18 protein-coding genes are annotated in these 19716 nt (G+C 69.3%); 12 read left to right on the top strand and 6 right to left on the bottom strand.

Annotation, left to right across the window (positions count from 1 at the left end; translation table 11 throughout):
* Positions 1 to 28: 28 nt before the first annotated feature.
* The 5 genes from soxB to AC3A5Z_RS07960 all read left to right on the top strand — a co-directional run bounded on the left by soxB (position 29) and on the right by AC3A5Z_RS07960 (position 6465).
* The gene (gene soxB, locus AC3A5Z_RS07980) at positions 29 to 1723 is read left to right on the top strand and encodes a thiosulfohydrolase SoxB (protein WP_487518842.1); all 1695 of its coding nucleotides are present in this window, start codon (positions 29 to 31) and stop codon (positions 1721 to 1723) included.
* 21 nt (positions 1724 to 1744) lie between these two features.
* Positions 1745 to 3016 carry a sulfite dehydrogenase gene (gene soxC / locus AC3A5Z_RS07975; RefSeq protein WP_487518841.1) on the top strand — a complete coding sequence of 424 codons (1272 nt, stop codon included), beginning with the start codon at positions 1745 to 1747 and terminating at the stop codon, positions 3014 to 3016.
* Entirely contained in the window at positions 3000 to 4187 is a 1188-nt protein-coding gene (locus tag AC3A5Z_RS07970) for a c-type cytochrome (protein ID WP_487518840.1), read from the top strand. The genes soxC and AC3A5Z_RS07970 overlap by 17 nt, the downstream gene beginning before the upstream one ends.
* A gap of 97 nt (positions 4188 to 4284) precedes the next feature.
* Complete coding sequence (locus AC3A5Z_RS07965; protein ID WP_487518839.1) at positions 4285 to 5547, top strand: FCSD flavin-binding domain-containing protein; 1263 nt, start codon at positions 4285 to 4287, stop codon at positions 5545 to 5547.
* A 15-nt stretch (positions 5548 to 5562) separates the two neighbouring features.
* Entirely contained in the window at positions 5563 to 6465 is a 903-nt protein-coding gene (locus tag AC3A5Z_RS07960; protein ID WP_487518838.1) for an MBL fold metallo-hydrolase, read from the top strand.
* Between the two features lie 11 nt (positions 6466 to 6476).
* Here the strand turns inward: AC3A5Z_RS07960 and AC3A5Z_RS07955 are convergent, their stop codons facing one another.
* Positions 6477 to 7538 carry a YeeE/YedE family protein gene (locus tag AC3A5Z_RS07955; protein ID WP_487518837.1) on the bottom strand — a complete coding sequence of 354 codons (1062 nt, stop codon included), beginning with the start codon at positions 7536 to 7538 and terminating at the stop codon, positions 6477 to 6479.
* 290 nt (positions 7539 to 7828) lie between these two features.
* Between AC3A5Z_RS07955 and AC3A5Z_RS07950 the strand changes: the two genes are divergently transcribed.
* The 7 genes from AC3A5Z_RS07950 to AC3A5Z_RS07920 all read left to right on the top strand — a co-directional run bounded on the left by AC3A5Z_RS07950 (position 7829) and on the right by AC3A5Z_RS07920 (position 13051).
* Positions 7829 to 8281 carry a c-type cytochrome gene (locus tag AC3A5Z_RS07950; protein ID WP_487518836.1) on the top strand — a complete coding sequence of 151 codons (453 nt, stop codon included), beginning with the start codon at positions 7829 to 7831 and terminating at the stop codon, positions 8279 to 8281.
* Positions 8282 to 8283: 2 nt separating this feature from the next.
* A complete protein-coding gene (locus AC3A5Z_RS07945) occupies positions 8284 to 8901 on the top strand; it encodes a cytochrome b/b6 domain-containing protein (RefSeq protein ID WP_487518835.1) in 618 nt (205 codons plus the stop codon).
* The gene (locus AC3A5Z_RS07940; protein WP_487518834.1) at positions 8898 to 9563 is read left to right on the top strand and encodes a Crp/Fnr family transcriptional regulator; all 666 of its coding nucleotides are present in this window, start codon (positions 8898 to 8900) and stop codon (positions 9561 to 9563) included. The genes AC3A5Z_RS07945 and AC3A5Z_RS07940 overlap by 4 nt, the downstream gene beginning before the upstream one ends.
* A gap of 79 nt (positions 9564 to 9642) precedes the next feature.
* Complete coding sequence (locus AC3A5Z_RS07935; protein WP_487518833.1) at positions 9643 to 10203, top strand: L,D-transpeptidase; 561 nt, start codon at positions 9643 to 9645, stop codon at positions 10201 to 10203.
* 9 nt (positions 10204 to 10212) lie between these two features.
* Complete coding sequence (locus AC3A5Z_RS07930; protein ID WP_487518832.1) at positions 10213 to 10863, top strand: winged helix-turn-helix domain-containing protein; 651 nt, start codon at positions 10213 to 10215, stop codon at positions 10861 to 10863.
* Positions 10860 to 12212: an ATP-binding protein gene (locus AC3A5Z_RS07925; RefSeq protein WP_487518831.1), complete on the top strand. Its 1353-nt coding sequence runs from the start codon at positions 10860 to 10862 to the stop codon at positions 12210 to 12212. Before AC3A5Z_RS07930 ends, AC3A5Z_RS07925 begins: the two co-directional genes overlap by 4 nt.
* Positions 12213 to 12280: 68 nt before the next feature.
* Positions 12281 to 13051: a L,D-transpeptidase gene (locus AC3A5Z_RS07920; protein WP_487518830.1), complete on the top strand. Its 771-nt coding sequence runs from the start codon at positions 12281 to 12283 to the stop codon at positions 13049 to 13051.
* A gap of 19 nt (positions 13052 to 13070) precedes the next feature.
* Here AC3A5Z_RS07920 and AC3A5Z_RS07915 read toward each other — a convergent pair whose 3' ends face one another.
* The 5 genes from AC3A5Z_RS07915 to AC3A5Z_RS07895 are packed head-to-tail and all read right to left on the bottom strand — an operon-like array spanning position 13071 to position 19654.
* Positions 13071 to 15191 (bottom strand): heavy metal translocating P-type ATPase, encoded by a 2121-nt coding sequence (locus AC3A5Z_RS07915; RefSeq protein ID WP_487518829.1) that lies wholly within the window; start codon positions 15189 to 15191, stop codon positions 13071 to 13073.
* Positions 15192 to 15194: 3 nt separating this feature from the next.
* Positions 15195 to 16223, bottom strand: coding sequence for a c-type cytochrome (locus AC3A5Z_RS07910; RefSeq protein ID WP_487518828.1), 1029 nt, complete (start codon positions 16221 to 16223; stop codon positions 15195 to 15197).
* Entirely contained in the window at positions 16213 to 17445 is a 1233-nt protein-coding gene (locus AC3A5Z_RS07905) for a c-type cytochrome (protein WP_487518827.1), read from the bottom strand. The genes AC3A5Z_RS07910 and AC3A5Z_RS07905 overlap by 11 nt, the downstream gene beginning before the upstream one ends.
* Complete coding sequence (locus AC3A5Z_RS07900) at positions 17445 to 18080, bottom strand: cbb3-type cytochrome c oxidase subunit II (protein WP_487518826.1); 636 nt, start codon at positions 18078 to 18080, stop codon at positions 17445 to 17447. The genes AC3A5Z_RS07905 and AC3A5Z_RS07900 overlap by 1 nt, the downstream gene beginning before the upstream one ends.
* Positions 18077 to 19654, bottom strand: coding sequence for a cbb3-type cytochrome c oxidase subunit I (locus AC3A5Z_RS07895; RefSeq protein WP_487518825.1), 1578 nt, complete (start codon positions 19652 to 19654; stop codon positions 18077 to 18079). Before AC3A5Z_RS07895 ends, AC3A5Z_RS07900 begins: the two co-directional genes overlap by 4 nt.
* Between the last annotated feature and the right edge of the window lie 62 nt (positions 19655 to 19716).

The following is a 19716-nucleotide window of genomic DNA, read 5'->3' as shown; positions in this document are numbered from 1 at the left end:
TGCCATTCCCGACGACAGGGAGACGCGCATGATCACGCGCCGCGAGTTTTTTCAGGCCGCATTGGCCACGTCGGCGCTGTATGGCGCGTCCGGGCTCGGCAACTGGGCGCGGCTTGCCGCCCAGCAGGCGCTGACGCAGGACCAGCTGCTGCAGTTCGACGACTTCGGCAATGTGACCCTGATGCACATCACCGACATCCACGCCCAGCTGAAGCCGATCTGGTTCCGCGAGCCGGAGGTCAACATCGGCGTCGGCGAGGCCAAGGGTCATGTGCCGCATGTCACCGGGCTCGAATTCCAGAAGATGTTCGGCATCGCACCGCAATCGCCCGAAGCCTATGCGCTGACCTATCCGGATTTCGAGGCTCTCGGTCGCGCCTATGGCAAGATGGGCGGCATGGACCGCGTGGCCACGGTGGTCAAGGCGATCCGCGCGGCGCGGCCCGACGCGATCCTGCTCGACGGCGGCGACACCTGGCACGGGTCGATGACCAGCTTCCTGACCAAGGGGCAGGACATGGTCAACGTGATGAATGCCCTCGGCGTCGAGGCGATGACCAGCCACTGGGAATGGACCTACGGTTCGGACCGGGTGAAGGAGATCGTCGAGACCCAGCTGAAATTCCCCTTCCTCGGCGCCAACATCTTCGACGCCGAATGGGACGAGCCCGCCTTCGAGCCCTACAAGATCTTCGAGCGCGGCGGCCAGCGCATCGCCGTGATCGGTCAGGCCTTCCCCTACATGCCCATCGCCAACCCGCGCTGGATGTTCCCCGAATACAGCTTCGGCATCCGCGAGGAGCGGATGCAGGAGATGGTCGACGAGGTGCGCGCCGAGGGGGTGGATCTGGTGGTCTGCCTCAGCCACAACGGCTTCGACGTGGACAAGAAGATGGCCTCGCGCGTCAAGGGGATCGACGTGATCCTGACCGGCCACACCCATGACGCTGTGCCCGAGCCGGTGCTGATCGGCGAGACGATCCTGATCGCCAGCGGCTCCAACGGCAAGTTCCTGTCGCGCGTCGATCTCGACGTGCGCGACGGGCGAATGATGGGCTATCGGCACAAGCTGATCCCGATCTTCTCGGATGTCATCACCCCCGACCCCGAGATGGCCAGCCTGATCGACGCCGAGCGCGCACCATTCAAGGCGGATCTGGAGGAGAGGGTCGGCACCACCGAAACCCTGCTCTACCGCCGCGGCAGCTTCAACGGCACCTGGGACGACCTGATCTGCGAAGCGATCCGCTCGGAGCGCGACGCGCAGATCTCGCTCTCGCCCGGCGTGCGCTGGGGCACCACGCTGATGCCCGGCGACGCGATCACCCGCGAGGACATCCACAACGTGACCTCGATGACCTATGGCGCCTGCTACCGCAACGAGATGACCGGCGAGACGCTGAAGACCGTGCTCGAGGACGTCGCCGACAACCTGTTCAACACCGACCCCTACTACCAGCAGGGCGGCGACATGGTGCGGGTCGGCGGGCTGTCCTATGCGATCGACGTGTCCAGGCCGATCGGCACGCGGATCTCGGATCTCAGGCTCACCGACAGCGGCGAGGCGATCGAGCCGTCCAAGGCCTATACCGTCGCGGGCTGGGCCTCCGTCAACGAGGGCACCGAGGGGCCGCAGATCTGGGATGTGATGGAATCCCACATCCGCAAGCTCGGCACCGTGACCTTGCAGCCCAAGAACCCGGTCACCGTGACCGGCCTCTGACAGACGAAGGAGAGTTCGCCAATGACCGACGAACCAAAGAGCGGCACGTCGCGCCGCGGATTTCTGCGGACGTCCGCCCTCGCGGGCGCAGGCCTCGCCGCCGGGGCCACCGCCGCCCGCGCGGAAGCCGCCGACCCGCTCATCACCGAGGTGCAGGACTGGGCCAGCGCCTTCGGCGATCCCGTCGACGCCACGCCCTACGGCATGCCGATCAAGTTCGAGAGCCATGTGGTGCGGCGCAACGTGTCCTGGCTGACCGAGAGCCCGGTCTCCTCGATCAATTTCACGCCGATCCACGCGCTGGAAGGCACGATCACCCCGCAGGGCTGCGCCTTCGAGCGCCACCACTCGGGCGCGATCGAGATGTCGAAGCAGGACTACCGGCTGATGATCAACGGTCTGGTGGACCGTCCGCTGGTCTTCACCTTCGAGGATCTCTTGCGGTTCCCCCGCGCCTCGACCACCGCCTTCCTCGAATGCGCGGCGAATGGCGGGATGGAATGGGCGGGCGCCCAGCTCGAAGGCTGCCAGTTCACCCAGGGCATGATCCACAACATGGAATACGTCGGTGTGCCGCTGCGCGTCCTGCTGGAAGAGGCCGGCGTGAAGCCCGAGGGCAAGTGGATCTATGCCGAAGGCGCCGATGCCTCCTCCAACGGTCGCTCGATGCCCTTGGAAAAGGCCATGGACGACGTGATCGTCGCCTTCTTCGCCAATGGCGAGGCGCTGCGCAAGGAGCATGGCTATCCCGTGCGCCTCGTGGTGCCGGGCTGGGAAGGCAACATGTGGATCAAGTGGCTGCGCCGGATCGGGGTCTACGATCAGGCGGTGGAAAGCCGCGAGGAAACCTCGAAATACACCGACCTCATGCCGGATGGCCGGGCGCGCAAGTGGACCTGGGTGATGGACGCGAAATCCGTCATCACCGCGCCGAGCCCGCAGGTGCCGATCCGGCACGGCAAGGGCCCGCTGGTCATCACCGGCCTCGCCTGGAGCGGCAATGGCGCGATCAGCCGCGTCGATGTCTCCACCGACGGCGGCAGGAACTGGCAGACCGCGCGTCTGACCGGCGACTCCAAGCCCAAGGCGCTGGTGCGCTTCCACCTCGACATCGACTGGGACGGCGAGGAGATGATGCTGCAGTCGCGCGCCCTCGACGAGACCGGCTATGTCCAGCCGACCAAGGATGCGCTGCGGGAGATCCGCGGCCTGAACAACGTCTATCACAACAACGGCATCCAGACCTGGTGGGTCAAGGCGGATGGGGAGGTCGAGAATGTCGAAGTCGCGTAATCTGGCGCTCGGCGCAACGATCCTCTCGGCCCTCGCCGCCCCGGTCGCCGCCGACCCGCTCGGCCTCGGTCGCCCTGCCCTGCCGGAAGAGGTCACGGCCTGGGACGTGAGCGTGCTGCCCGACGGCACCGGCCTGCCTGAGGGCTCGGGCGACGTGCTGACCGGCGAGGAGGTCTTCGCCGAGAAATGCTCCTCCTGCCACGGCGAATTCGCCGAGGGGCTCGACAGCTGGCCGGTGCTGGCGGGGGGTGAAGGCACCCTGACCGACCGCCGGCCGGTGAAGACGGTGGGCAGCTATTGGCCCTATCTCTCCACCGTCTTCGACTACATCCACCGCTCGATGCCCTTCGGCGCGGCGCAGACGGTGAGCGTGGACGAGACCTATGCGATTACCGCCTTCCTGCTCTATTCCAACGGGCTGGTGGAGGATGATTTCGTCCTGTCGAAGGCGAATTTCCTGGAAGTGGCGCTGCCCAACGCCGAAGGCTTCTACGCCGACGACCGGCCCGAGGCGGAATACGCGCTGTTCAAGGGCGAGCCCTGCATGACCGATTGCGCGACCGAGGTGACTGTCACCAAGCGCGCGGCCGAGCTGAACGTGACGCCGGAAGACCCGGACGGGCGTCCGGCGGGCACCCTGCCCGACCTGCGGATGGCCGCGGCCGAGACCGCCCCGCCCGCGTCGCCGGACGCCGAAGCGACAACGCCCGAGGCGCCCGCCACCCCGGTCGTCGCAGGCGACGCCGCCCCGGCCAGCGCGCCGGAAGCCGAGGCGCCTGCGCAAACTGCCGCCGCCGAGGCCCCCGCGGCAGAGGCTCCTGCCGCCGAAGCCGCTCCGGCCGCTGCCGATCCGGCGCTGATCGCGGCGGGCGAGACCGTGTTCAAGAAATGCGCCGCCTGCCACAAGGTCGGGGAAGGCGCCAAGAACGGGGTTGGCCCCTCGCTGAACGGCGTGGTGGACGGCCCGGCAGCGCATGAGGAAAAATTCAAATATTCCAAGGCGCTGCTCGAACAGGCCGAGGCCGGTCTGGTCTGGGATCACGCCTCGCTCGACGCCTTCCTCGCCAATCCGAAGGCCTTCCTGAAGGGCACCAAGATGTCCTTCCCGGGGCTGAAGAAGGAAGAGGACCGCACGGCGATCATCGCCTATCTCGCGTCGATCCCGAAGTGAGCCGAGCGCCGGTGCCGCCCCCGTGGCGGCGCCGGTTTGCCGCTGGAACAGCCGCCGTCCCGGCTCCGTCGGGCCGGCCTCCTCTGGAGGTGACGACATGACCCTGACGCGACGCCTGTTCATCGGCGCAAGCTGCGCGGCCTCCGGCCTGCTTGCCGCTCCGGCGCTCCGGGCCCAGACGCGCCCCCATGTCGTCGTCATCGGCGGCGGCGCCGGCGGCGCCACCGTCGCCCGCTACCTCGCCCGCGACAGCGGCGGCGCGCTCGACGTGACGCTGGTCGAGACGAACCCGGTCTACACCACCTGCTTCATGTCGAACCTCTACCTCGGCGGCATCCGCAGCTATGAAAGCCTGCAGCACGGCTACGGGGCGATCGGCGCCGGGGTGACGGTGATCCACGACACCGCGACGGCCGTCGACCGCGAGCGCAAAAGCGTGACGCTGGCCGGGGGCCAGACCCTCGCCTACGACCGGCTGGTGCTGGCGCCGGGGATCGACTTCGTCGAGGATGCGGTGCCCGGCTGGTCGGTTGAACGTCATGCAGAGATCATGCCCCATGCCTACAAGGCCGGGCCGCAGACCCAACTGCTCAAGTCCATGGTCGAGGCGATGCCGCAGGGCGGCACCTTCGCGCTGGTGGCCCCGCCCGACCCCTACCGCTGCCCGCCCGGCCCCTACGAGCGCGTGAGCATGATCGCCACGCTGTTCAAGCGGACGAACCCCACGGCCAAGATCCTCATCATCGACCCGAAGGAAGGCTTCTCCAAGCAGACGCTCTTCGAGAATGCCTGGCTGAAATACTACGATGGCATGATCGACTGGATCGGCCCCGACTTCGGCGGCGATCTCGTCGAGGTGCGGCCCGAGACGATGGAGCTGGTGATCGACGGCGAGGTGCAGAAGGTCGACGCCTGCAACGTCATTCCCGCGCAGGTGGCCGGGCGCATCGCCGCCGCCGCCGGGGTGACGGATGACAGCGGCTGGGCTCCGGTGGCGCCCGAAAGCCTGCGATCGAAGATCGACGAGACGGTCTTCGTGCTGGGCGACAGCGCGCGGCAGGGCGACATGCCGAAATCGGCCTCGGCGGCCAACAGTCAGGCGGCAGTGGTGGTGCGGGCAATCCGGGCCGACCTGCTCGGAACCGAGCTTCGCAAGGCGGACTATGCCAACACCTGCTGGTCGCTGCTGGCGCCCGACGACGGCGTGAAGGTCGGCGGCACCTACGAGGCCACGCCCGAGAAGATCGCCTCGGTGCATCATTTCATCAGCGAGGCGCATGAAGATGCAGCCCTGCGCAAGGCCACCTACGAGGAAAGCATCGGCTGGTATGACGGCATCACCGCCGACATCTTCGGCTGATCCGGGAGAACGACCATGCTGAGCCGCCGCCACTTCCTTGCCACCGCCCTAGCCGCGCCGCTCGCGCCGCGCAGGCTCTGGGCCGCCTCGACGCTGACCTCGGGCTCCTGGCAGCTCGACACGCTGTCGGATGGCAACCTGATGCTGCCCGGCGATTTCGTGCTGGGTGGCATGCCCGAGGCCGAGATGCGGGAGATCGTCAGCCGCTACGGTCTGGCCACCGACCAGCTGACCCCGCCCTGCAACGTGACCCTGCTGCGCGACGGCACGAACACGGTGCTGTTCGACGTCGGCGCCGGGCCGGATTTCCAGTCTTCCGCAGGCAAGCTGGCCGAGAGCCTCGAGGCGCTTAGCGTGGCGCCGGAGGACATCACCCATGTTCTCTTCACCCATGGCCATCCCGACCACCTCTGGGGTCTGCTCGACGAGTTCGACGAGCCGGTCTTTGCCAATGCCGAATATGCCATCGGTCAGGCGGAGTTCGACTACTGGACCGACCCCGAGACGGTGGACAGCATCGGCGAGGCGCGCACCACCTTCGCGGTGGGCGCGGCGCGGCGGCTGGCGGTGATCGCGGACAGCGTGCGCAAGCTCGGCGATGGCGAGGAGGTGCTGCCCGGCGTCGCCGCCCGGCTGACCCCCGGCCACACGCCGGGACACATGTCCTTCGAGCTGGCCGCGCCCTCGCCCGTCATGGTGCTGGGCGATGCCATCGGCAACCACCACATCGGCTTCGAGCGCCCGGACTGGGCGTCGAACTCCGATCAGGACAAGGATCTTGCCGCGACCACCCGCAGCGCGCTGCTGGAGCGGCTGGCGGCCGAGCAGATGATCCTGATCGGCTATCACCTGCCCGGCGGCGGCATCGGCCGGGCCGAGAAGGCGGGCAGCGGATACCGCTACGTCGCCGATCTCTGACGGGGGCCAGCTCAGGCCGCCAGCGGGGCGCGGCGCTGATCGACGAGAAAATCGGTCAGCCCCGCCCCGATCCACATGCAGAGCAGCGCGAGCCATGCCGTCGCCACGAAGATCGAGCTGCCGGTGACGCCGGAGCCGATGGCGCAGCCGCCGGCCAGCATGGCGCCGAATCCCATCAGTACCGCACCCAGCATCGAGCGCCGCATCTGGCTTTCACCGTCGAAGCCCTGAAACCGCAGCTCGCGCTTCTGCCCGGCCGAGATCAGCGCCCCGAGGAACACCCCCGGCACCAGCCCGATATCGAAGTCGAGCGCCGGGGAGTCGGTAAGGAAGAACATCAGGAAATTCGCGGAAGGCCCCGAAAAGGTTGCAGAAGTCACCGTCGTCGGCTCGAAGGCGACCTGCGACAGGCTGAAGGTCAGCACCCAGCCCAGAGCGACGGCGAAGCCCACGCCCGAGGCGAAGACCAGCGCCTGCCAAGGCATCTGCCGATGGGCCGCAAGCCACAGCGCCACGGTGGCAAAGCCGAGCCCGATCACCAGCCCCGCCGCATCGGGCAGGCCCGCCAGCGCCAGCAGGTTCACGTTCGCCCCGCCCGGCGTCACCCAGAGCCCGGCAAGCCATTGCCTGAGCGGCGCGAGCCAGCCATGCAGCGACATCTGCGCCACCACGGCGAAGATCAGCCCCGAGATCACCGAGCGCAGGTTGCCGGTTGCCGCCAGCACCAGAAGCCGCCCCGAACAGCCGCGCGCCAGCACCATTCCCGCGCCGAACATCAGCCCGCCCAGCACCGCGCCCGACCACGAGCCGGTCACCGCCATCATCCGCGCCTCCTCGGCGCGGAACAGGCCGAGCATCTGCGCGCCCTGCACCCAGATCATCGCGGTGGAGAAGGTCAAGAGCCAGACCGCGACCCGGTCGCCCAACTGGCCGCGGGCGAATTCGACCGTCGCCGCCCGCAGGCAGAAGGAGGAGCGATGCGCGGCGATGCCGAAGACCAGCCCGGTCAGCACGCCGATCAGCGCGGCCAGGGTGGCCTCGTCCACCAGATCGAGAAACAACGTCACGTCCATGCCGACCTCGCGGGAAATCCTCTGCCCCGGAATAGCCGAGAGCAGGGCAGGAAAACTTGATTCATCTCAATCCCTTTTCCGCTCCGCCGGATTTTCCGCGCCCTGCAGGACCGATCGCCGCATGGCGCCGCAAAGACATATGCATCATTGAAGATATGTCGTCCCGCTGCGCCGCTGCCGCCGCGCCAACTTGCCGCAGGCTGCGGCGGGCAAGGCCGCGACGGATCGCGGCGGGGCGGGCCGTTACAGCTCCGACTGCACGTCGCAGTTCTGTCGAAAGGAAAAAGTGAATGCGTCCTCTCCTCCTGTCCTCCCTCCTCGCCCTGCTGCCGCTGACAGCCGTGGCCGACCCCGGCGAAACGGTCGAGGCCCGCCGCGGCTATTTCGCGCTGGTTGGCACCGAATTCGGTCCGCTCGCCGCCATGGCCAAGGGCGAGATGCCCTATGACGCGGCGTTGGCCAAGGCCCATGCCGCCGACCTCGTCGCGCTGGCGAGCTATACCCAGGGCGATCTGCTGCTCCCCGGCACCTCCAGGGCCGAGATGCCCGGCAAGACCCGCGCCACGGCGAAGATTTTCGAGGACCCGACGGATTATGCCGCCAAGGGCACGGCCTTCCATGAGGCGGTGATGGCGCTGAACACGGTGGCGGGCGAGGGTCAGGCGGCGCTCGCCCCGGCGGTTGGCAAGCTCGGCGGCACCTGCAAGGGATGCCACGAGGATTACCGCGCCAAGGACTTCTGAGCATGGGCAGCCCGGACACCCCTCCCGCCGTCAAGACGCTCCGGCTCTGGGACCCGCTGTTGCGGCTGTTCCACTGGGCGCTCGCGCTCTGCGTCGCCGCCGCATGGGGGCTCGGCCATTTCGGCCCCGACGTGATGACGCTGCATTTCGCCTTCGGCTATGCGGTGCTCGGGCTGCTCGCCTTCCGCCTGCTCTGGGCGCTGGTCGGGCCGCGCCCGGCGCGGCTGTCCAGCCTGATCTACGGGCCACGCCGCATGCTGCGCTACCTCGCGCATCTGTTCCGGCGCAGCCCCAGCGGCTGGCGCGGCCACAACCCCCTGGGCGGGCTCTACATCCTCGTGCTTCTGACGGTGCTGCTGGCGCAGGGTCTGACCGGGCTTTTCGCCGATCCGGAAGATTACATCAACACCGGCCCTCTTGCCGCGCAGGTGCCGATCGGCTTGTCTCGGACCTCCCTTGGCTGGCATGATCGGCTGGGAAACATCATCGCCGGACTGGTCGCGCTGCATCTGGCGGCGATCGGCTTCTACCGCTTCTGGAAACACGAGGATCTGATCCGCCCCATGATCACCGGGAAGAAGACCTGCCTGACCGATGCCGATGCGGGGCCTGCCGCATGACATGGATCGACGCCATGGGCCCCTTCGAGCCGCGCGACCGCGCCCGGCTCGAGGCGCTGCTGCCGATGCCCGTGCCGCGCGGCACGGTGCTGTTCCGGCCCGGCGACCCGGCGCAAGGCTTCGTCGTCATCCTTTCCGGCCGGGTCGAGGTCTTTCTCACCGGCCCGACCGGGCGCGAGATCCTGCTCTACGCGGTGGAGCCCGGGCAGAGCTGCGTGCAGACCACGCTCAGCCTGATCGGCGACGAGGTCTATGCCGGCGAGGCGATCGCCGCCACCGACTGCCGCATCGTCGTCATCCCGAAGCCGCTGTTCCTGCGCCTGCTGAACGAGAGCGCCCCCTTCCGCCAGTTCGTCTTTGCCGCCTTCGCCGCGCGGATGCAGGACATGACCGCGCTTCTGGAGCGCGTCGCCTTCCAGCGCATCGAGATCCGGCTGGCCGCGGCGCTTCTCGCCGCTGCTTCGGGTGACCGGGTGGCTGCCACGCAATCCGATCTGGCCGCCCGCATCGGCACCGCGCGCGAGGTGGTCTCGCGCCAGCTCGACAGTTTCGCCAAGCGCGGCTGGGTGCAGACCGAGCGCGGCTCGATCCGGCTGTTCAACCTGCCCGAGCTGCGCCGCATCGCCATGGCCGATGCCCCGGCGCATCCGGCACGGGGCTGAAGACGCCGCGCATCTCTTAAGGCCCGCTTAAGTTCCGGCAGGCACTGGCTTGGACCGATCCAAGCAAGGAGATCCAGCCATGTCCTCTCACCAGCCACCCCGGCCCCTGTCGCGCCGTGCCTTCGGGCTCGGGACCGTGTCGGTGCTGCTCGCGGCGCCGAGCCTCGTGCGGGCCGATGCGCGCTCGAACATCTCCAGCTTCCGCACCCAGCACTGGAGCGACCATTTCGACCAGCTGGGCCGCGGCGTGATCCTGGCCGACCTGACCTCGCGCGCCGTGCATTACTGGGGCCCGAAGGACGACACCTACCGGCTCTACCCCAGCTCGATCCCGATGCGCGAAGACCTGACCAAGCGCGGCAAGACCGAAATCGTGCGCAAGCGCGTCGGCCCGGACTGGACGCCGACGCAGTCGATGATCGCCGAGAACCCGGAGCTGCACTACATGCCGCCCGGCCCCGACAATCCGCTCGGCACCCATGCGATGTATCTCAGCTGGCCCGCCTATCTGATCCACGGCACGCATGATACGCGCAAGATCGGGCGGGAGTCTTCCTCCGGCTGCGTCGGGCTCTACAACGAGCATATCGCCGAGCTCTATTCCATGGCCGAGGTCGGCACCCAGGTGCTGCTGTTCTGAAGAGAGAGAATGCGGATACTCATAGTCGAGGATGATGCCGTCTTGCTGGTCGGTCTGCGGCTGGCCGGGTTCAGCCCCGAAGCGGTGACCAGCCTCGACGACGCCCGCGGCGCGCTTGCCGCGGGCCAGTTCGATGCGGTGGTGCTGGACCTGATGCTGCCCGACGGCTCCGGCCTCGACCTGCTGTCCGAGCTGCGCGCCGCCCGCGATCCGGTGCCGGTCCTGGTGCTGACCGCGCGGGACCGGCCCGCCGACAAGGTGCGCGGGCTCGATCTCGGGGCGGACGACTATCTGGGCAAGCCCTTCGAGCTGACCGAGCTTGCGGCGCGGCTGCGCGCCTTGGGCCGCCGCCCCCCCGCCATGACCGACGCGCAGCCGACGTGGAACGGAGTGACGCTCGATCTGGCCTGCCTGCTGGCCCGGCGCGGCGACGAGCCGATCCCGCTGTCGCTGCGCGAATTTTCCGTGCTGCGCGCACTGATGACCCATCCCCGCGCGGTGCTGAGCAAGAGCCAGCTCGAAGAGCGGCTCTATGGCTGGCAGGAGGACGTGGAAAGCAATACGATCGAGGTGCATGTCCACAAGCTGCGCGCCAAGCTCGGTCACGGCTTCATCGAGACCGTGCGCGGCGCGGGCTACCGTCTGGCGGAACCGGAATGACCTCGATCCAGCGCCGGCTCTTCGTCGTGCTTATGGCGGCCACCGGCGCGATCTGGCTGTCGGCGGCGGTCTGGATCCAGTCCTCCACGCGCAGCGAGTTGAACCGGGTGCTCGACAACCGCCTGGCCGAGGCCGCGCGCATGGTGGGCAGCCTCGTCGACGAGGACGGGCTGCAGTTGAACGCGGCGATGGATCTCGCCGCCCCCGCCCTGCCCGGCGAGGCGGCGCACAGCTATGCCCGCCAGCTCTCCTGCCAGGTCTGGGGGCTGGACGGCACCCGCCTCGCCGGCTCGTCGCAGGCGCCCAAGGCTCCGCTCTCCACCTCGCCGCAGGGCTTTTCCGAGCGCGAGGTCGAGGGGCTGATCTGGCGTGTCTATACCCATGTGGACGAGGCGCGCGGCATCCGGGTGATGGTGGGCGACAGCCTGCAGATCCGCGAGCGCCTGCTGACCGACATGGTGATGGGGCTGATGTGGCCCACGCTCTTCATCCTGCCGCTGCTCGCCGCCGCGATCTGGATCAGCCTGCGCCGGGGGCTCAGCCCGCTGCGCCGCATCGCCGAACAGCTCGGCCGCCGCGGTGCCGACGATCTAGCGGCGCTCGAGGCCGAAACTCCGCGCGAGGTGGCGCCCATGGTGACGGCGCTGAACGGGCTCTTCGACCGGGTGCAGGCGACGCGGCGGCGCGAGCAGGAGTTCACCGCCTATGCCGCGCATGAGCTCAAGACCCCGCTCGCCGGGCTGAAGATGCAGGCCGAGGTCGCCCGGCTCGCGCCGGACGCAGCGACGCGCGATCACGCGCTGGCCCAGATCCGCCGCGCCGTCGATCGCTCTGACCGGCTGGTGCATCAGCTGCTCGACATGGCCTCGGTCGATCAGGGCGCCGAGGAGGGCCATCCACGCAGCCTGGGCGAGATCGGCGCCGAGGTGCTGGAGCTTGCCACCCCAGTCGCCCGCGCCCGCGGCGTCGTCCTGCGCCCGCGCTGTGACGACAGGCTGGCCCGGCAGGCGCATCCGACGCCGGGGCTGCTGATCGCCGCGCTGCGCAATCTGGTGGAGAACGCGATCCACGCCAGCCCCGAAGGCGGCACGGTGGAGCTCGAGATCCGGGCCGAAGGCGCTGGCTGGCTAGCCGAGGTGCGTGACGAGGGCCCGGGCATCGCCGATGCCGACCGGGCGCGGATCACCGAGCGCTTCTACCGCGGCAGCGCCACCGGCGAGGGCAGCGGGCTCGGCCTCGCCATTGTCGAGGCGGCGGCGCGGCGGATGGGCGCGAGGCTGACGCTGAGACGCAAGGGCCCGCGTGGCGAGATTGCCCGGCTGAGCTTCGATGGGATCGCGGAGGTTTAAGGCGGGCTTAAGCAAGGCGCGCGAGGGGGAAGGTCGTCCCGCACCCTGCGATCCAGAAGGAACCCCGAATGCGTCTTGCCACCTCCCTCTCCCTTCCCCTCATTCTCGCGCTTGCGGCCTGTGCCCAACCCACCGTCACCGCCACCCCGCAGCCAACCGCCACCGCCGTCGATCCCGAGCTGGTCTCGATGTATGCCCAGCTGCCCGACGGCGACGTGACCATCCCGGCGATTTCGCCGAAATGGCTCTCCGAGCGCAACAAGCGCACCGAGGTCGATTACTGGACCGACGAGAAGCCCGGCACCATCATCGTCGATCCCTTCGCGCGCTATCTCTATCTGGTCGAGCCGAACAACCGCGCCATGCGCTATGGCGTGGCCGTGGGCGAGGAAGGCCGGGGCTTTTCCGGCGAGGCGACGATCCCCTTCACCCGCGAATGGCCGCGCTGGACGCCGACGCAGAACATGATCAAGGAAGACCCCGAGCAATACGGCCCCTATGTCGGCGGCATGGACGGCGGGTTGCAGAACCCGCTGGGCGCGCGGGCGCTCTATCTCTTCCGCGGCGGCAAGGACACGTTCTACCGCATCCACGGCACCTCGAACCCCTGGTCGATCGGCCATGCCACCTCGGCAGGCTGCATCCGGCTCTACAATCAGGACATCGTCGATCTGCACGAACGGGTGAAGCCCGGTGCGCATGTCGTCGTGCTGACCGAGGCCGAGACCGGCAAGGGCACCGTGCCCCCCGGCACGCCGCTGCCGCCGGTCGACTATTCCGAGACGCTGGCCGCGAGCGATCCGGGCGCCACGGCTGCCACGATGCCTCCGGCCCAGTGATGGCCGGGGCGGCGCGGGATCAGCCCTCCAGCGCCGCCCGCGCCACCACGGCCTTCCGCGGCTTTCTCTGCCGCAGGCCGAGCCGCAACGTGTTGGCGACGACCGACAGCGAGCTCGCCGTCATCGCCAGCGCTGCAAGCTCGGGTCTCAGCAGCCCCAGCGCCGCGGCCGGCAGTGCCACGGCGTTGTAGCCCACCGACAGCACGAGGTTCTGCCGCGCGATCCGCCGCGAGGCCCGCGCCAGCGCGAGGATCGCGGGCAGCCGCTCGATCCCGCCCGAGACGATGGCCACATCCGCCGTCTGCCGCGCAGCCCCATGCGCTCCCGCGATCGACAGGCCGCAGGCGCTGGCGGCGAGGGCCGGCGCGTCGTTCACCCCGTCGCCGATGAAAGCCACCGGCCCCGCGAGCTCCCGCACCAGCGCTGCCTTGTCCTGCGGCGTGCAGCCGGCATGGACATCCGCGATGCCGAGCGCCCGCGCCACCCGCTCTGCCGGGGCTGTGGCGTCGCCTGTCGCCATATGCAGCCGCAGCCCCGCGGCGCGCAGGCGCCCGGCCACTTCAGCGCTCTGCTCCAGCAGCACATCCTCCAGCACGATCTCACCCAAAGTCACCCCGTCGCGGCTGACTGCCAGCCGGCTCCGCCCGTCGGGCGAGAGTGCCGCGGTGCCGACATGAATGTGCCGCCCCGCCTCGTCTTCGGCCTCGGCATGGCGCATCCCGCGCCTGCCGCCCGTCCCGAGCTCGCCATGCCGCGCGATCACCGCCCGGGCCACCGGATGCTCGATCCCGGTCTCGGCCCGCGCTGCCGCCGCCAGAAGCTCGGCCTCGGGAATGCCCGGCGCGGGCTCCAGCGCCACGATGCGCGGGATGCCCTCGGTGAGCGTGCCTGTCTTGTCGAAGACGATGTCGCGCGCATCGGCCAGCCGCTCGAAGGCGAAGGGCTCACGGATGCGCACCCCCATCCGCGCGGCACACCCCGCCGTGCGCAGCCGCACCAGCGGCACCGCCACCGCCAGCGCGCAGGGGCAGAGCCCGGCCAGAAGTGCCAGCCCCTGCACCAGCGCCGCCTCCACCGGGCGGCCAAGGGCGAGCCCGAGCGCGACCGAGGCCAGCGCCAGCAGCAGGATGCCCCGCACCAGCCAGCCCGACCAGAGCTCGGCCATGCCACGCTCGGCGCCCCCGCGGGCGATCTCCAGCGCGATGGCCCCGCCCATCCGGTCGATCTCGCGGTCGCCGGGTTCGCGGTCCACCTCGACCACCAGACGCGCGCTCAGGTTGACGCTCCCGGCCTCGATCCGCGCACCCGCCGCCACGGCGACCGGGCTGCTCTCGCCCGTCAGCACGGCGCGGTTCACGAGGCTCTGGCCGGAGACCACCACCCCGTCGACCGAGGCCGCCTCGCCAGCATCGACGATCACCCGCGCGCCCAGCGGCACCTCGGCGGCGGCGACGCGGCGGCGGTCCGCCTGCAACGTCGCCAGCTCGGGCGCGGCCTCCTCCATCGCCCGCAGCGCCGTCAGGGCCGAGCGGCGGGTGGCGGTGTCTATAAGCCGCGCCAGCAGGAGAAGCGTGACCAGCATCGTCGCCGTGTCGAACCAGACCACCGGACTGCCGCGCAGCAGCGCCGCGACCGAGAGCAGCATAGCCCCCAGCGCCCCTGCGGAAACCAGCAGGTCCATCCCCGGATCGCCCAGCCGGATCGAGCGCCAGCCCATCCAGAGAAACCCCGCCCCGGCCCAGAACACCACCGGCAGCGCGAAGAACCCCGAGCCAAGCGCGATCCACCAGGCGGTCTCGGGGGCAAGACGGGCGAAGTAGAGCACCAGCGCCAGCGCCATCGACCACATGCCCGCGACCACGGCCACCGCCAGACGGATGGCAAGCTGCCGCGCCTGCGCCGCCAGCAGCGCCTCGAGCTCCTCCGGGCGGCGGTTGTCCACCAGCCGGTAGCCTGCCTTGGCCACCCGTCCAGCCAGGGCCGCGCGGTCGGTTGCCGCCTCCTCCCAGTCGATCAGCGCCGAGGCGGTCAGATAATGCACCCGCGCCAGCCGCACCCCGGGCAGCGCCGCAAGCTGGCGCTCGAGGCCCCGCGCGCAGCCCGCGCAGGCCAGCCCCTCGACCGCGAAGAGCCGACGCATGGCTCAGTCCGCCCCGGCTTCGGTGCCCGTTCCCAGAAGATGGCCATCGACCATCTGGCCATAAAGCGTCTCGTCGCCGTCGTGGTTTTTCAGCCGGTTCTCCTCGATGGTGCCCTTCTGGCGCGGGTCCTTCGGGCGTTCGTGGCTGTCGACGAAGGCCGCCACGTCCCAGGCTTCCTGATCGCTCAGCCGTCCCGGCTGCGACAGCGGCATGTTGTGCTTGATGAAGGCGGCGGCGGTGTCGATCCGCCCCATGCCCGCACCCCAGTTGTAGCTGTCCGGTCCCCAGAGCGGCGGGAAGATGTAGCGGCCGTTGATGTCCTTCTGACCCTGCCCCTCGGCGCCGTGGCAGACGGCGCAATTGGCGGTGAAGACCTCGGCCCCGCGCCCGAGGTCATAGCCGCCCTCGGGCTTCTTCACGCTGCCGAAGCCGATGCCGTCAAGCTTGGTGTTCGTCGGCGCGCCCGAGGCCAGCCAGTAGAAATAGCTTTCCAGATCGCGGTAGATGTCGTCCCCGTGCGGCGGCGCCTTGCCAGAGGGCGAGGCCTGCGCGTTCATCGAGTAGTTGAAGCAGCCCATCACCCGGTCTTCCATGGTGTTGATCTGGTCGTTCTTGGAACGGTATTTCGGATAGGTGACCCAGGCCGCCCACATCGGCGCCGATTGCGGCTGCCGCCCGGCGTCGAGGTGGCAGTTGGAGCAGGACAGCCCGTTGCCGACATGATCGGCAGCATTGGTGCCGGTGTTGGTGAAGATCGCCATGCCGCGCTTCACCGCATCGCCGAACTTGTCGTCGGGAATGGTCGCCGGATCGGGCGGCACGAAGCGGCCCTCCTCGGGCTCGGCGGCGGCGGTCTCGCGCACCTCCTCGCCGGTGATCCAGCGCGGCGCCAGCTCCAGCTCCACCGCCAGCGTGCCGAGGGCGACCAGCGCAAGCCCGCCCCCGGCGGCCCAGATCAGGCGGCGGGCGGCATCGCCCTTGCCGACCTTGTCGGATTTGGCGTCAGGACGGCTTTCCGGTTCATTGCGCATCGGGAACTTCCCTGTTCAGGGCCATCTCTCCCGCCGGGACCGGCGGCAGCGAGGCCAGATAATCGGCAACCGCGCGACGGTCGGCGGTCGAGAGCGCCTCGGCGATGCGCTGCATCAGGCCGAGCGGCGAGTTGGTGCGATGCCCGCCCGCCCATGCGGCGAGCTGCGAGGCGGTATAGGGCGCGTGCTGCGCCGCCAGCGCCGGGAAATTCGGCGTGACCCCGAAGCCCGAGGAGCCGTGGCAGGTGAAGCAGGCCGGAACGCCAAGCGACCAGTCGCCGCGCAGCGCCAGCTCCTCGCCCCGCGCCAGATCGGCGGAGAGCGTCGGGCGGGCGGTGCTCGGCACCCTGAGACCGGCGAAATAGCGGCCCAGCGCCAGACCCTCGGCCTCGTCCAGCCCCTGCGCCACCAGACGCATCGACTCGTTGCTGCGGCTGCCATCGCGGAAGGCGGCGAGTTGGTCGGCCACATATTCCGCCGGAAGCCCGGCCAGCCGGGGTGTGTTCTCGTTGCCCTGCCCCAGATCGCCATGACAGCTGGCGCAGGCCCAGATCGAGCCGCGGCCCTGGAACACCAGCCCCAGCGTTGCGGCCTCCGGCGCGTCGGGGGCGGGCAATGAGGGCACTGCGGGCTGCGGCGGAAGTCCGGGGACCAGCGTCGCGATCTCCTGCCCGCCGCGGAAGCTCGGCGCATCGCCCACATCCAAGCGCACCGCGGCCACGTCCTCCTCGCTCAGCCGCGCCGCGGAACCGCCGAAGCCGGTCCCGACATAGGTCGCGATCTGCGCGATCTCGTCATTGCTCAGCGCGCTGGCAAAGCTCGGCATATGGCCGTCGAAGCTCTTGCCCGCGACGGTGATCGGCCCGTCGATACCGCGCAGCAGGATACGCGAGACCACTTCAGGCCCGCCCGCCACCACTTCCGACCCGGCGAGCGGCGGCACCGCATCGTGCAGGCCCAGCCCGTCGGGCTGGTGGCAGGTGGAGCAATTGGCCAGAAACAGCGCCCCGCCCTCGCCCAGCGGCGGATCGGTGGCGGCGACATGCTCCTCCACCCGCTCGTCCTGCGCGGTCACCACATCCTGCCCGGTGTCATAGAGCATGAAGGCGCCCCAGATCGCCAAGGCGATGGCGATCCACAGGACCGGCAGCGGGATGCGCGAATATTCCTCGTAGGGCTCGAAGGTCTCGTCGGGGCGGAGGTTCTTCGTTTCGTCGGCCATCACTCGGTCTCCCCTTCGCCTGCGGGTGCTTCACTGGCGTAGCCGTCGTCGCGCAGCGAATCCGGCGGCGCGAGATGGGTGCGGTCGAGCGACCGAAGATAGGCGACCAGATCCAGCGCCTCCGGCCCGGCCACGACCACACCACTTGCGGGGCCGAACCCCTCGGGCAGTGCCACCACGGTATCGCCCGGCGCGGCCTCGGCCTTCTCCCCGAAGAGGAAGGGATAGGCGGGCATGATCGACCAGTCGAAGATCGCCCGCGGCTGGTAGAGATGCGTCAGGTGCCAGGCCTCGGAGGGCAGCCGCGCGCCGACGTTCAGCAGGTCCGGCCCCGTGCGCATGGTGCCGAGCTGATGCGGCGCGTCATAGGCGTAATCCGAGGCCACCGCCGGCCGGCCCCAGCCGCGCTCGCCATCCGGCGCCTGATCGGCGGAGCGGGGCTGCTGGCTGTGGCAATAGACGCAGCCGAGCGACACATAGACGTCGCGGCCGCGCTGCTCGGCCTCGGTGTAGGGCCGCAGCGCCTCGGGAACGGTGCGGGCGTTGATCTGCATCCCTGGCGCAATCACCAGCATCAGCGTGGCGAAGGCGAGGATGGCGAGCGACAGCAGCGCGAGCGGGAAATAGCGGTTCATGCTGCGGCCTCCGGGCGCACGGCAGGCGCGCGCGCGGCAAGGGCGATGCCCAGAAGGTTGAGGGCGAAGACGATATGGCCCAGCGTCATCAGGGTTCCGCCAAGGCTGCGGGCCTGCAGATAAGGCAACATCAAGGTCACGCTGTCCGAGAAGGGCCGCGCCGCGTCGAGCATCGCCAGCCCCTGCAGCACCCCGCCGATGGAGAGCGAGAAGAAGTAGATGGCGAAGCCGATCGTCACCAGCCAGAAATGCAGCTTCAGGAGCCCCGGCCAGGGGAAGGCCCGGCCCGTCGCCCGCGGCAGGATATGATAGGCCGCGCCGAACAGCACCAGCGACACGAAGGCATAGGCGCCGAGATGGGCATGGCCCACGGTGTAATGGGTGAAATGGGTGATGGTGTTGACGGAGCGAAGCGCCTCGATCGAGCCCTGGAACGAGGCCAGCGTGTACATCAGCGCCCCGAAGGAGATGAAGCGCAACGGCACGGATTCCTTCAGCGCCCAGAAGTTGCGGGCCACGGTCACATGCTGGTTGATCGCCACCGCGATCACCGGCACGAACATCATCACCGAATGCACGACCGAGAGCGTCACGACCCAGGTGGGCACCGGCCCGCCGATCAGGTGGTGAATGCCCACCTGGCTGTAGAACAGCGCCAGACCCCAGAAGCCGAGGAGCGAGACTGAATAGCTGTAGATCGGTTTGCCGATGATCTTGGGGATGAAGTAATAGGCCGTCCCCACCCCCAGCGGCGTGAGCCAGAGCCCCAGCACGTTATGGGCAAACCACCAATTCACCGTGGCCTCCTCGACGCCCGAATGGAGGCCGGGGATATTGGCCACCACGAAGAGCACCGGGAACCACAGGATCGCGGCGAGGAAATACCAGCCCGAGACGTAGATGTGATGCACCTGCCGCGCCCGCGCGGTGCGGATCAGCGGCGCGACGAAGCACGCGCCCGCCGCCGCCAGCAGCATGTCCACCTGCCACGGGATCTCCAGCCACTCCTCGCCATCGGTCCAGCCCGAGGCGATGGCCAGCCCGCCGCAGACCACGGCGATGTTCCAGAGCACCGTTCCCAAGATCACCATGCGCGGCGCGCGCAGCGGCGTGTGGAAGATGCGCGGGATGATCCACATGACGCAGGCGACCCCGGCCTGCGACAGCCAGCCGTAGATCACCAGATTGAGATGCAGCGTCCGCATCCGCCCGAAGGTCAGCGGCGCCGTGAAATCCAGCCAGTCCGGCCAGTGCAGCTTCAGCGAGGCGATCAGCCCGAAGACCGAGCCCGCCACCAGCCAGACCGTCGCCGCCGCGATCAGCGCCAGCACCGGCGGCGCCGAGACGGCGTCGATGCCCGAGCGCACCGGATCGTAGTGATGCGGCTTCAGCGCATCGCCCTCCTCGGTGCCCTCGCTGTCGAGATGGCCCTGCTCGCCGGGCCGGAAGATGGTCTCGGCATCGGACTGGTCGATGGTGATCTGGCGGTTGGCGATCGCCCAGATCAGGAAGGCGAGCGCGAGCAGCGAGACGACGAAACTGAGGGCCAGCAAGAGGCCGAGTGTAATGGGCATGGTACCTTCCGGGCAACTGGAGCCGTCCGGCCGGGCCGGACAAGGACGGGCTGTTGGGCCCC

It is taken from the genome of Cereibacter sp. Soil_C_27, from assembly GCF_057657095.1.
This window is presented reverse-complemented; position numbering and strand designations above follow the sequence as displayed.

Bases quoted from the DNA above. Each gene is read 5' to 3' on its own strand.
- soxB (WP_487518842.1), top strand. From the start codon at position 29: ATGATCACGCGCCGCGAGTTTTTTCAGGCCGCATTGGCCACGTCGGCG.
- soxC (WP_487518841.1), top strand. From the start codon at position 1,745: ATGACCGACGAACCAAAGAGCGGCACGTCGCGCCGCGGATTTCTGCGG.
- AC3A5Z_RS07970 (WP_487518840.1), top strand. From the start codon at position 3,000: ATGTCGAAGTCGCGTAATCTGGCGCTCGGCGCAACGATCCTCTCGGCC.
- AC3A5Z_RS07965 (WP_487518839.1), top strand. From the start codon at position 4,285: ATGACCCTGACGCGACGCCTGTTCATCGGCGCAAGCTGCGCGGCCTCC.
- AC3A5Z_RS07960 (WP_487518838.1), top strand. From the start codon at position 5,563: ATGCTGAGCCGCCGCCACTTCCTTGCCACCGCCCTAGCCGCGCCGCTC.
- AC3A5Z_RS07955 (WP_487518837.1), bottom strand. From the start codon at position 7,538: ATGGACGTGACGTTGTTTCTCGATCTGGTGGACGAGGCCACCCTGGCC.
- AC3A5Z_RS07950 (WP_487518836.1), top strand. From the start codon at position 7,829: ATGCGTCCTCTCCTCCTGTCCTCCCTCCTCGCCCTGCTGCCGCTGACA.
- AC3A5Z_RS07945 (WP_487518835.1), top strand. From the start codon at position 8,284: ATGGGCAGCCCGGACACCCCTCCCGCCGTCAAGACGCTCCGGCTCTGG.
- AC3A5Z_RS07940 (WP_487518834.1), top strand. From the start codon at position 8,898: ATGACATGGATCGACGCCATGGGCCCCTTCGAGCCGCGCGACCGCGCC.
- AC3A5Z_RS07935 (WP_487518833.1), top strand. From the start codon at position 9,643: ATGTCCTCTCACCAGCCACCCCGGCCCCTGTCGCGCCGTGCCTTCGGG.
- AC3A5Z_RS07930 (WP_487518832.1), top strand. From the start codon at position 10,213: ATGCGGATACTCATAGTCGAGGATGATGCCGTCTTGCTGGTCGGTCTG.
- AC3A5Z_RS07925 (WP_487518831.1), top strand. From the start codon at position 10,860: ATGACCTCGATCCAGCGCCGGCTCTTCGTCGTGCTTATGGCGGCCACC.
- AC3A5Z_RS07920 (WP_487518830.1), top strand. From the start codon at position 12,281: ATGCGTCTTGCCACCTCCCTCTCCCTTCCCCTCATTCTCGCGCTTGCG.
- AC3A5Z_RS07915 (WP_487518829.1), bottom strand. From the start codon at position 15,191: ATGCGTCGGCTCTTCGCGGTCGAGGGGCTGGCCTGCGCGGGCTGCGCG.
- AC3A5Z_RS07910 (WP_487518828.1), bottom strand. From the start codon at position 16,223: ATGCGCAATGAACCGGAAAGCCGTCCTGACGCCAAATCCGACAAGGTC.
- AC3A5Z_RS07905 (WP_487518827.1), bottom strand. From the start codon at position 17,445: ATGGCCGACGAAACGAAGAACCTCCGCCCCGACGAGACCTTCGAGCCC.
- AC3A5Z_RS07900 (WP_487518826.1), bottom strand. From the start codon at position 18,080: ATGAACCGCTATTTCCCGCTCGCGCTGCTGTCGCTCGCCATCCTCGCC.
- AC3A5Z_RS07895 (WP_487518825.1), bottom strand. From the start codon at position 19,654: ATGCCCATTACACTCGGCCTCTTGCTGGCCCTCAGTTTCGTCGTCTCG.